9 protein-coding genes and 1 pseudogene are annotated in these 11,410 nt (G+C 70.2%); 2 read left to right on the top strand and 8 right to left on the bottom strand.

Features of this window, described 5'->3' with window-relative positions; all coding sequences use genetic code 11:
* From ABD347_RS30715 to ABD347_RS18065, 3 genes and pseudogenes are all read right to left on the bottom strand, one after another.
* Positions 1-131 (bottom strand): annotated as a pseudogene (locus ABD347_RS30715) (vitamin K epoxide reductase family protein); the annotation flags it as partial.
* Positions 132-260: 129 nt separating this feature from the next.
* On the bottom strand, positions 261-1,523 hold the full coding sequence (hisS, locus tag ABD347_RS18060; RefSeq protein WP_344362434.1) for a histidine--tRNA ligase: 1,263 nt from the start codon (positions 1,521-1,523) through the stop codon (positions 261-263).
* A 13-nt stretch (positions 1,524-1,536) separates the two neighbouring features.
* Positions 1,537-2,244, bottom strand: a complete 708-nt coding sequence (locus ABD347_RS18065) for an MBL fold metallo-hydrolase (RefSeq protein WP_344362436.1) — start codon at positions 2,242-2,244, stop codon at positions 1,537-1,539.
* Positions 2,245-2,397: 153 nt separating this feature from the next.
* Between ABD347_RS18065 and ABD347_RS18070 the strand changes: the two genes are divergently transcribed.
* Positions 2,398-3,189 (top strand): peptidylprolyl isomerase, encoded by a 792-nt coding sequence (locus ABD347_RS18070; RefSeq protein WP_344362437.1) that lies wholly within the window; start codon positions 2,398-2,400, stop codon positions 3,187-3,189.
* 210 nt (positions 3,190-3,399) lie between these two features.
* The gene (locus ABD347_RS18075) at positions 3,400-4,629 is read left to right on the top strand and encodes a DUF349 domain-containing protein (RefSeq protein ID WP_344362440.1); all 1,230 of its coding nucleotides are present in this window, start codon (positions 3,400-3,402) and stop codon (positions 4,627-4,629) included.
* A gap of 51 nt (positions 4,630-4,680) precedes the next feature.
* On the opposite strand, the gene ABD347_RS18080 is transcribed toward ABD347_RS18075, so the two are convergent.
* The 5 genes from ABD347_RS18080 to yajC all read right to left on the bottom strand — a co-directional run bounded on the left by ABD347_RS18080 (position 4,681) and on the right by yajC (position 11,388).
* Positions 4,681-7,173 carry a RelA/SpoT family protein gene (locus tag ABD347_RS18080; protein ID WP_344362442.1) on the bottom strand — a complete coding sequence of 831 codons (2,493 nt, stop codon included), beginning with the start codon at positions 7,171-7,173 and terminating at the stop codon, positions 4,681-4,683.
* A 187-nt stretch (positions 7,174-7,360) separates the two neighbouring features.
* Positions 7,361-7,903: an adenine phosphoribosyltransferase gene (locus tag ABD347_RS18085; protein WP_344362444.1), complete on the bottom strand. Its 543-nt coding sequence runs from the start codon at positions 7,901-7,903 to the stop codon at positions 7,361-7,363.
* Positions 7,900-9,009 (bottom strand): protein translocase subunit SecF, encoded by a 1,110-nt coding sequence (gene secF, locus ABD347_RS18090; RefSeq protein WP_344362446.1) that lies wholly within the window; start codon positions 9,007-9,009, stop codon positions 7,900-7,902. The genes ABD347_RS18085 and secF overlap by 4 nt, the downstream gene beginning before the upstream one ends.
* Before the next feature lies 1 nt (position 9,010).
* Positions 9,011-10,765: a protein translocase subunit SecD gene (secD, locus tag ABD347_RS18095; RefSeq protein ID WP_344362447.1), complete on the bottom strand. Its 1,755-nt coding sequence runs from the start codon at positions 10,763-10,765 to the stop codon at positions 9,011-9,013.
* Positions 10,766-10,905: 140 nt separating this feature from the next.
* Positions 10,906-11,388: a preprotein translocase subunit YajC gene (gene yajC, locus ABD347_RS18100; protein WP_344362450.1), complete on the bottom strand. Its 483-nt coding sequence runs from the start codon at positions 11,386-11,388 to the stop codon at positions 10,906-10,908.
* Positions 11,389-11,410: the final 22 nt, after the last annotated feature.

Genomic DNA, 11,410 nt, shown 5'->3' on the forward strand with positions numbered 1-11,410 from the left:
AGCGTGATCACCCACGCCGCGAGCAGCCCCGCCGCACCCGTGACCACCAGCATCCACGCGAACGCCCGACTGCTGCCGACGGCCGTCGTGCCGTGGTCGGAGGAGGCGTCGTCAACCGCTGGAGTCGTCATGTGGGGCCGTTCCATCACTCGGTCGGTGCGGGAGGGGTGAGGCAGTGGACATTCTGCCGCACGGCCGCTGCTGTCCGCCGTTCGGTGGACATAAGGACACCCCGGCCGGAACCAGGGTGTCCTTGTGCGTCATGCCAGGCGGGAGCCGAGCTTCTCGACGATCGCGTCGAGCGCGACCGGCTCCTGCTCGCCAGACTCCATGTCCTTGAGCTGGGCCACGCCCTCGGTGAGATCCCGCTCCCCCAGCACCAGCGCGTACCGGGCGCCACTGCGGTTGGCGGCCTTCATCGCGGCCTTGAGCCCCTTGCCGCCGTACGCGAAGTCCGTCGCGACCCCGGCCTTGCGCAGCTGGGTGACCACGCCGAACAGCCGGCGCCGGGCCTCCTCGCCGATCGGGACGGCGAACACGCTCGTGGTGGCCGGCAGGTCGAGGGTCACGCCCTCGGCCTCCAGCGCCAGGACCGTACGGTCCACGCCCAGCGCCCAGCCCACCGACGGCAGGGCCGGCCCGCCGATCATCTCGGAGAGCCCGTCGTACCGGCCGCCGCCGCCCACCGCCGACTGCGAGCCGAGACCGTCGTGGACGAACTCGAACGTGGTCCGCGTGTAGTAGTCCAGGCCGCGCACCAGCTTCTCGTCGTCCTCGAAGGCGACGCCCGCCGCCGACAGCAGCTCGCGCACCTCCTGGTGGTACGCGCGGCACGCGTCGCACAGGTGGTCCCGCAGCAGCGGGGCGCCCGCCAGCTGCTTCTGGACGTCCGCGCGCTTGTCGTCGAGGACCCGCAGCGGGTTGATGTCGACGCGGCGGCGGGTGTCCTCGTCCAGGTCGAGCCCGCGCAGGAAGTCCTGGAGCGCCTCGCGGTAGGCGGGGCGGCACTCCTTGTCGCCCAGCGAGTTCAGCAGGATGCGGAAGTCGCGCAGGCCGAGCGAGCGGTAGGCCTGGTCGGCCAGGATGATCAGCTCGGCGTCCAGCGCCGGGTCCTCGGCGCCGATGGCCTCGGCGCCGACCTGCGAGAAGTGCCGGTAGCGGCCCTTCTGGGGGCGCTCGTAGCGGTAGTACGAGCCCGAGTACCAGAGCTTCACGGGGAGGTTGCCCGCCTTGTGCAGGTTGGCCTCCAGCGCCGCGCGCAGTACGGACGCGGTGCCCTCCGGGCGCAGGGCGAGCCTGTCGCCGCCCTTGGTCTCGAAGGCGTACATCTCCTTGGTGACGATGTCGGTGGACTCGCCGACACCGCGGGCGAACAGTTCGACGTTCTCGAAGCCGGGGGTCTCGACGTACCCGTAGCCCGAGTTCCTCAGCGGCGCGGAGATCGCCTCGCGGACGGCGAGGTACGTCGCGGAACTCGGCGGCAGGAGGTCGTAGGTGCCCTTGGGGGCCTGGAAGGTACTCACGGGGCTTCTCTCGTCACATTCCTCGTTGGGGAGCGGGGGCCGCTCCCTGGCCGCCCGCCACCTCGCGCAGGTAGGGGTTGGTGGCGCGCTCACGGCCGATGGTCGTCTGGGGACCGTGGCCGGACAGCACCACGGTCGAGTCGTCGAGCGGCAGGCACACGCGGGCCAGCGATTCGAGCATCTCGGCCATGTCACCGCCCGGCAGGTCGGTGCGTCCGACGGAGCCGGCGAACAGCAGGTCGCCCGAGAAGAAGACCGGCGGGACGTCCGCGGCCTCGGGCATCCCGAAGGTCACCGACCCCTTGGTATGGCCGGGCGCGTGCGACACGGTCAGCTCCAGACCCGCGAGGCTCAGCTTCGCCCCGTCGGTCAGCTCGTGGACGTCGTCCGGCTCCCCCACGGTCAGCTCACCCATGAGCGGCATGCCGATGGAGCGGCCGATGGCCTTCTCCGGGTCGCTCATCATGTACCGGTCGGCGGGGTGGATCCACGCGGGTACGTCATGGGCGCCACAGACCGGGACGACGGAGGCGACGTGGTCGATGTGGCCGTGGGTCAGGACGACGGCCACCGGCTTGAGCCGGTGCTTCTTGAGCGTCTCCTCGACTCCCTGGGTGGCCTGGTGGCCCGGGTCGATGATCACGCACTCCTCGCCTGCGGCGGGGGCGACCAGGTAGCAGTTGGTCCCCCAGGCCCCGGCGGGGAACCCGGCAATGAGCACGATCGTCCTTAAAGAGTCGTCCGGCACGCGTCGTCCGGTGAGGAATGCAGCAGATCAGAGCCTACCGGCGCTGCTCATTCCACAGCCAACCCGTATACGGTACGGGCACACTCGGCCAGGACAGGAACAGACGACCGACAAGGAGAAGACCCGGTGGTCACCAGCGATCAGCGGCGGCGGCAGCTCGCCCGGGAGAAGTTCGAGCGGCAGCAGAAGCGCCGTGAGGAGTCGCAGCGCAAGGCCAAGCGGCGTACCAGGATCATCGTCGCCGCTGTCGCCGTGGCACTGGTGGCGGGCGCCGGGGCCTACACGAACTTCCGCACCGAGTCCGCCGCGGACGCGAAGAAGCCCATCGAGTTCCCCTCCTCGTCACCGGGCGCGCAGTCCTCCTCCGAGCCGGAGGCGGACGAGCCGAAGATGGCCGTCGACACCAAGGCGAAGTACACGATGGCGCTCACCACGAACCACGGTGCCGTCTCGATCGCGATGGACGCCGCGAAGACGCCCCGTACGGTGAACTCGTTCAAGCACCTCGCCGACAAGAAGTACTTCGACAACACGAAGTGCCACCGCCTGACCACGGAGGGCATCTTCGTGCTCCAGTGCGGCGATCCCAAGGGCGACGGCACGGGCGGCCCCGGCTACACCATCCCGGACGAGAACCTCGCCTCCCTGGGCAAGCCGGGTGCCGACGGCGCGGTGACGTTCAAGGCCGGCACGGTGGCGATGGCCAACACGGGGCAGCCCGGCACCGGTGGCAGCCAGTTCTTCCTCGTGTACAAGGACACCAAGCTGCCTCCGCAGTACACCCCCTTCGGCACCATGGACGCGGCCGGTCTGAAGGCCGTCCAGGAGGTGGCCGGGGGCGGGGTCGAGGGCGGCGCCCAGGACGGTGCGCCCAAGAAGGCCGTCACCATCGAGAAGGCCACCGTCGACAAGGCGTGAGCCACGCCGTGAGTCAGTGCGTGGCTCACGGCGTGAACCGGCGAATTCGGTCGCGCTGAGTGCGGACAGCCGGGTGGCCGGTCGCCTAGATTGGCGTTGTGCAGCGTGGTTTCGACTGCCGCGTTGTGGAGGGCGGGCGAGGCCCGTCAGGAAACTGTGGACGATGCCCGGGGGCGACCGCCCTCGTCGGCATCATGTGGAGGAGGCGCTGTGAGCAGCGACCCGTGGGGCCGCGTCGACGAGACGGGCACCGTGTACGTGCGTACAGCCGACGGCGAGAAGGTCGTCGGATCGTGGCAGGCCGGATCTCCCGAGGAGGCACTGGCCTACTTCGAGCGCAAGTACGAGGGCTTGGTTGTCGAGATCGGCCTCCTCGAGAAGCGGGTGAAGACCACCGACCTGTCGGCCAAGGACGCGATGGCCGCGATCGGCCACATCCGCCATCAGGTGGACGAGCACCACGCCGTGGGCGACCTCGACGCGCTGCGCCAGCGGCTCGACAAGCTGGTCGGGACGGTGGAGGCGCGGCGCGAGGAGCGCAAGGCGCAGAAGGCCAAGCAGACCGACGAGGCCCGGCACGCCAAGGAGGCGCTGGTCGCCGAGGCGGAGGAGCTGGCACAGAGCGAGCAGTGGCGGGCCGCCGGCGACCGGCTGCGGGCCCTGGTGGACACCTGGAAGGGCCTGCCGCGCCTCGACCGGAAGTCCGACGACGAGCTCTGGCACCGCTTCTCGCACGCCCGGTCGGCCTTCTCCAAGCGGCGCAAGGCGCACTTCGCGTCGCTGGACGCGCAGCGCGAGGAGGCCCGCAAGGTCAAGGAGAAGCTGGTCGCCGAGGCCGAGGCGCTGTCCGGCTCCACCGACTGGGGTGCCACGGCCGCCCGGTACCGCGAGCTGATGGCGGACTGGAAGGCGGCCGGCCGGGCCCAGCGCGAGCACGAGGACGACCTGTGGAACCGCTTCCGTGGCGCCCAGGACGTCTTCTTCGCGGCACGCGGCGAGGTCTTCGCCGAGCGTGACGCCGAGCAGGGCGAGAACCTCAAGCTGAAGGAGGAGCTGGCCGGAGAGGCGGAGAAGCTCCTCCCGGTGACGGACCTCAAGGCGGCCCGTGCGGCGTTCCGGTCCATCAACGAGCGGTGGGAGGCGATCGGTCACGTACCGCGCGACGCCCGTCCGAAGGTCGAGGGCCGGATGCACACCGTGGAGCGGGCGATCCAGGAGGCCGAGGAGGCCGAGTGGCGTCGTACGAACCCGGAGGCACGCGCGCGTGCGGCGGGCCTGACGGGTCAGCTCCAGGACGCGGTCGACAAGCTGCAGAAGCAGATCGACGCGGCCCGTGCGGCGGGCAACGACGCCAAGGCGGACAAGCTCGCCCGTGAGCTGGAGGGCCGGCAGGCGCTGCTGGACCAGGCGCTGAAGGGGCTGCAGGAGTTCGGCGGCTGACGCGCCACGGAGAAGGGCCTCCCCGGCGGGGAGGCCCTTCTCGCTGCTCGGTCAGGGCCTGCGGGCCGACGTCACGCGGTACACGTCGTACACGCCCTCCACGCCCCGTACCGCCTTCAGGACGTGCCCCAGGTGCTTGGGGTCGCCCATCTCGAAGGTGAAGCGGGAGGTGGCCACCCGGTCGCGGGAGGTCTGGACGGCCGCCGACAGGATGTTGACGTGCTGGTCGGACAGGACGCGGGTGACGTCCGACAGGAGCCGCGAGCGGTCCAGGGCCTCGACCTGGATGGCGACCAGGAAGACCGAGGACTGGGTGGGCGCCCACTCGACGTCGAGGATCCGCTCGGGCTGCTGCGACAGCGAGTCCACGTTGACGCAGTCGGCGCGGTGGACCGATACGCCACTGCCACGGGTGACGAAGCCGATGATCGGGTCGCCCGGCACCGGCGTACAGCAGCGGGCGAGCTTGACCCAGACGTCCTCGACGCCCTTGACGACCACACCCGGGTCGGCCTTGGCGCGGCGCTTGCCACGGCCACGGGACGGCGGCGCGGACTCGGCGATGTCCTCGCTGGCGGCCTCCTCGCCGCCGAGGGCCTGCACCAGCTTCTGGACGACGCCCTGGGCGGCGACGTGCCCCTCGCCGATGGCCGCGTACAGCGACGAGATGTCGGGGTAGCGCATCTCGTGTGCCAGGGTGACCAGTGAGTCACCGGTGAGGATGCGCTGGATCGGCAGGTTCTGCTTGCGCATGGCACGCGCGATGGAGTCCTTGCCCTGCTCGATCGCCTCGTCGCGGCGCTCCTTGGAGAACCAGGCGCGGATCTTGTTGCGGGCGCGCGGCGACTTGACGAAGCCGAGCCAGTCGCGGGACGGGCCGGCGCCGGCGGCCTTGGAGGTGAAGACCTCCACCAGGTCGCCGTTGTCGAGGGTCGACTCGAGCGGTACGAGCCGGCCGTTGACCCGCGCCCCTATGGTGCGGTGGCCGACCTCGGTGTGGACGGCGTACGCGAAGTCCACCGGGGTGGCGCCCGCGGGCAGCGCTATGACGTCACCCTTCGGGGTGAAGACGAAGACCTCGTTGCGGGACAGGTCGAAGCGCAGCGACTCCAGGAACTCGCTGGGGTCCTCGGTCTCCTTCTGCCAGTCCAGCAGCTGGCGCAGCCACGCCATGTCGTTGATGTGGTCGTCCTTGCCGGCCTTCTTCGGCACGTCGGTGCGCACCTTGGAGGCGCCGGCGACGGCCTCCTGCTTGTACTTCCAGTGCGCGGCGATGCCGTACTCGGCGCGGCGGTGCATGTCGAAGGTGCGGATCTGCAGCTCGACGGGCTTGCCGTTGGGGCCGATGACCGTCGTGTGGAGCGACTGGTACATGTTGAACTTCGGCATCGCGATGTAGTCCTTGAACCGGCCGGGGACCGGGTTCCATCGCGCGTGGACGGTGCCGAGGGCGGCGTAGCAGTCGCGGACCGTGTCGACGAGGACGCGGATGCCGACCAGGTCGTAGATCTCCGCGAAGTCCCGGCCGCGGACGATCATCTTCTGGTAGACGCTGTAGTAGTGCTTCGGGCGGCCGGTGACGGTGGCCTTGATACGGGCGGCCCGCAGGTCGGCCTGGACCTCGTCGGTCACTATGGCGAGGTATTCGTCCCGCTTGGGGGCCCGCTCGGCGACGAGGCGGACGATCTCGTCGTACATCTTGGGGTAGAGGATCGCGAAGGCGAGGTCCTCCAGCTCCCACTTGATGGTGTTCATGCCCAGCCGGTGGGCGAGCGGCGCGTAGATCTCGAGGGTCTCGCGGGCCTTCTTCTCCTGCTTCTCCCGCTTGAGGTAGCGCATCGTGCGCATGTTGTGCAGGCGGTCGGCGAGCTTGATGACCAGGACGCGCGGGTCCTTGGCCATGGCCACGACCATCTTGCGCACGGTCTCGGCCTGCGCCGCCTCACCGAACTTCACCTTGTCGAGCTTGGTGACGCCGTCGACGAGGAGCGCGACCTGGTCGCCGAAGTCCTTGCGGAGCTGCTCCAGGCCGTACTCGGTGTCCTCGACGGTGTCGTGGAGGAGGCCCGCCATCAGGGTCGCGGGGTCCATGCCGAGCTCGGCGAGGATGGTGGTGACGGCGAGCGGGTGCGTGATGTACGGGTCGCCGCTCTTGCGCTTCTGGCCCCGGTGCCAGCGCTCGGCGACCTGGTAGGCGCTCTCGATCTGGCGGAGCGTCGACGTCTCGATCTTCGGGTCGTTGCTGCGGACTATGCGCAGCAGGGGCTCCAGCACCGGGTTGTACGGCGACGAGCGCTGGACGCCCAGCCGCGCGAGGCGGGCGCGCACGCGGTTGGAGGAGCCGCCGGAGCGGGCGGCGGCGGGCGGCGTGGGCTTGGGGGCCGAGACGGGGGCGGGGCCCTGCGCGCGCTGCGGCGCGGCCGTCTTCGCGTCCGCCACCTTGTTCTGCGCGGCCTTGTCGGCGGGCGTGGCTGGGGGCGCCGCGGCCTTGTCGGCCTGCTGGTCGGGCTTCGCGGCGGAGAGTGGCTGGGCCTCGTCTGGCAAGAGCGCTCCTCGTGCGGGTCCGGGTCCCCCGGTCAGGCCCGGAATCCCATGGTACTGACCTCGGGCGAGCCGTTCGCCCTCGGACGGTGCCGGACCGGGCGCGCACGTCGGCCGGGGCCGGGGGTGGCGGCACAGGAACGGGCACCCGGTGGCGCGGGTGCCCGTTCCTGTGCCGTGTGCACGCCGCTCAGAGCGTGATCAGCGCCTCCAGCGGGGCGCCGGCCAGGGCCGGCCCGAGGCGGCCGCGGCCGCCCAGGAAGCCGAGCTCCATGAGCACGGCGACGCCCGCGACCTGGGCACCGGCCCGCCGGATGAGCTCCAGCGAGGCCTCGGCGGTGCCGCCGGTGGCGAGGACGTCGTCGATGACCATGACGCGGTCGCCGGGGAGCAGGTCCTCGGCGTGCACCTCGATCTCGGCGGTGCCGTACTCCAGCTCGTACGCCTGCGACAGGGTCGCCCCGGGGAGCTTGCCCGCCTTGCGGACGGGGACGAAGCCCAGCTTGGCGGCGACGGCGACCGGTGCGGCGAGGATGAACCCGCGCGCCTCCAGGCCGACGATCTTCGTCGCGCCGTGCCGTACGCACAACTCGGCCAGCTCATCGGTCAGGGCGGCGAACGCCTCCGGGTCCGCGAGCAGCGGCGTGATGTCCTTGAAGGTCACCCCGGCGATGGGGTGGTCGGGGACGTCCCGGATGCGGCTGAGCAGCAGTTCCCGCGTGGTGACGGTCATCGGCGCTTGCCCCGCCCCCGGATGGGCTGGCGGCGCTGGCCGACGACCGCTCCGGCCGGCGCGGCGTCCTGCGGCTCGTCGTCCGGGTCGTCGATGGCCTCGATGTCCGGGGCGTCCGCGGGATCGCCCTTCCCGGCGGCCTGGGCGGCGCGCTTGGCGAGGACGCGCTTCTTCAGCGCCTTCATCTGCGGGTCGCGTTCCTTGAGGTCGGCGACGAGCGGCGTGGCGATGAAGATCGACGAGTAGGCACCGGCCGCGAGACCCACGAACAGCGACAGCGAGATGTCGTTGAGCATGCCGCCGCCGAGGAAGCCGCCGCCGATGAACAGCAGGCCCGCCACCGGCAGGAGCGCCACGACCGTGGTGTTTACGGAACGGACCAGGGTGCTGTTGAGGCTCCGGTTGGCGATCTCGCTGTACGTCCAGCGGGTCTGCTTGGTGATGTCCTTCGACCCCTCCTTCAGACCGTCGAAGACGACGACGGTGTCGTAGAGGGAGTAACCGAGGATGGTCAGCAGACCGATCACGGTGCCCGGGGTGACCTCGAAGCCCACCAGGGCGTAGACACCGACGGTGATCGTCAGGTCGTGGATCAGGGCGATCAGCGCGGCGACGGCCATACGCCACTCGAAGGCGATCGCCAGGTAGATCACGACGAGGACCATGAAGACGCCGAGGCCGGTCCACGCCTTGTTGGCGATCTGCTCACCCCAGCTCGGGCCGACCAGATCCCAGGCGATCTGCCCCTTGGGCACGTCCAGGTCCTGGGCGAGCTCCGTGGCCACCGAGTCGGCCTGCGTCGTGTTCAGCTCACTGAGCTGGATGCGCAGGGTCCCGTTGCCGAGCTGCTGGACGATCGCGGGGTGGCCGGAGGCCTCCTCCGCGTACTCCTGGGCCTGGGGGACGGACACGCTCGTCTTCGGGGTGGTGAAGACGGCACCGCCCTTGAACTCGATGCCCATGTTGAGGCCCTGCACCGCCAGCCCGACGATCGCGGTGATGGTGATCAGGATGGAGACGCCGTACCAGATCATCCGCTTGCCGACGAAGTCGTAGCCGACCTCGCCGCGGTACAGCCTGGCGCCGATGGTGCCGAGACGCGACATCTCACGCCTCCTTCGGGTCGATGGGGGCGGGCATGCGGCGAGAGCGACGCAGCGGGGGCTTCGCGCCGAGCCGCTTCGGGTCCAGACCGGACCAGGAATGGCCGTCGGCGAAGAACTTCCTGCGCGCGAGGAGTGTCATCACCGGCTTGGTGAAGAAGAAGACGATGACGACGTCGAGCAGCGTGGTCAGACCGAGGGTGAACGCGAAGCCCTGGACCTTGCCGACGGTGACGACGAAGAGCACCGCGGCGGCGAGGAAGGACACGAAGTCGGAGACCATGATGGTGCGCCGGGCACGCGGCCAGGCCCGCTCGACGGCCGGACGGAGCGTACGGCCCTCTCGGATCTCGTCACGGATGCGCTCGAAGTACACGATGAAGGAGTCGGCGGTGATACCGATCGCGACGATCGCACCGCAGACGGCCGGCAGGTTCAGCGCGAAGCCGATGGCCGGGCCGAGCAGCGACATCAGCGTGTACGTGAGGATCGCCGAGGCGAGGAGGCTGAGTAGGGCGACGACGGACAGACCGCGGTAGTACACCACCAGGTAGATCACGACGAGCGCGAGGCCGATGGCACCCGCGATGAGGCCGGCCTTCAGCTGCTCTCCGCCGAGCGCGGCGGTGACGGTGGTGACGCTCTGCTCCTCGAAGCTCAGCGGCAGCGCGCCGTAGCTCAGGATGTTGCCCAGGTCCTGGGCGGACTCCTGGTCGAAGCTGCCGGAGATCTCGGCGTTGGCGCTCAGCGTCGTACGGACCGAGGGCGCGGAGACGACCTCGCCGTCGAGGACGATGGCGAACTGGTTCATCGGCGGCTGCTGCTGGGAGAGCCGGCTCGTGATCTTCTGGAACTTCTTGGAGCCCTTGTCGGTGAACTCCATCTGGACGATCCACTGACCGTTGCGCTGGTCGATGGCCGCCTGGGCGTCGTCGACGTCCTTGCCGTCGACCTCGGCCGGGCCGAGGATGTACTTCTCCCACTCGCCGATGGCGTTCTTGCCACAGCCGATGGTCGTCTCACTGGGCTTGGCGTTGTCGCCGGCCGCGACGCGGGCCTTCTTGTCCGTGCAGTTGAGAGCGACGAACTGCGCCTGGAGCTTCTCCGCGGCGGCCGCGTCCCCGGAAGGCGTCGGCTGCGGAGTCCCGGGCGTCTTCGGCGTGCCGGACGCGGAGCCGCTCGGGGTGGGCGTCGGGGCCTTCAGCGCGTCGGTGAGGGCACGGCCCTGCGTGGTGGCGCTGGGGCTCGGCGTACCGGACGGGGCGGTCACCTCGTCGTCGCCGCCCTTGCCGGAGGGCGAGGCACTGGGCGTGGGGCTCGTGGAGGGCTCCGGCTTCACCGGGCCGCCGGGGGCCACGGCGATCACGGGTCGGAAGTAGAGCTGGGCGGTGGTACCCACCTGCTCCCGGGCCTGCTGCGAGTTCGTCCCCTTGGGGATGTTGACGATGATGTTCTCGCGGCCCTGGGTCTGGACCTCGGCCTCGGAGACGCCCAAGCCGTTGACACGGCGCTCGATGATCCCGACCGCGGTGTTCATGTTGGTCTCGTTCACCGCGCTCTCCTTGCCGGGCTCGGCCTCGGCCTTGAGCGTGATCGTCGTACCGCCGGCCAGGTCGATGCCCAGTCGCGGCGTGGTGTGCCCGGACCAGAACATGCCGCCCGTCAGCGCGGCCATGGCGATCAGGATCAGGGCCAGGGCGCGCCCCGGCCTGCCCTGCCCCCCCGATGCCGCCCCTCGGCCCTTCTTGGGTGCTGCCACCTTCTCGTTTCTCCCTGTCCAACCGCCGCTACGCCTGGTGGGCGTCGAGGCGGCCACGAAGTGGTGTGGGGAATCCCCCGCGTGTGTCGGCACGTGACGGACCGCGCACGCCGGTCGGCGCCGCGGTCCCTCTGCAGGCCTTACTTCGCGTCGGTGTCGCCGTCGCGCTTGTCGTCGGCCTTGGCGTCCTTGGCCTCCGGGGCGGTCCCGCCCTCGTCGGCCACGTCCTTCTTGCCCAGGTCGATCTTCGTGTCGTCGGTGACGGTGGTGTCGACGTCGTCGGCCCCGGTGAGCGAGGAGGCGTCGTCCGGCACGACGGGGGTGTCGCTCTTCAGGTCACCGTCGCCGTGAACGATGCGGTTGTACTCGTCGTCGTCAAGGACGGCCCCGACAGCGTTCTTGGCGTACACGGCGTGGACTCCCGGAGCCACCTCCAGGAGGACCGTGTCGTCGCCGACCTCCTTGACGGTGGCGTACATCCCCCCGATCGTCCGTACGCCGGTTCCGGGCTGCATCTGGTTGCGCATTTCCACCGCCTGCTGCTGCTTCTTCTTCGCAGAGCGGGTCATCAGGAACATGGCCCCGATGAGGACGATGAACGGCAGGAGAGTCACGATACTCACGGGACGACAAATCCTTCGCACG

The sequence above is a fragment of the Streptomyces gobitricini genome (genome assembly GCF_039532985.1).
GTDB lineage: Bacteria > Actinomycetota > Actinomycetes > Streptomycetales > Streptomycetaceae > Streptomyces > Streptomyces gobitricini.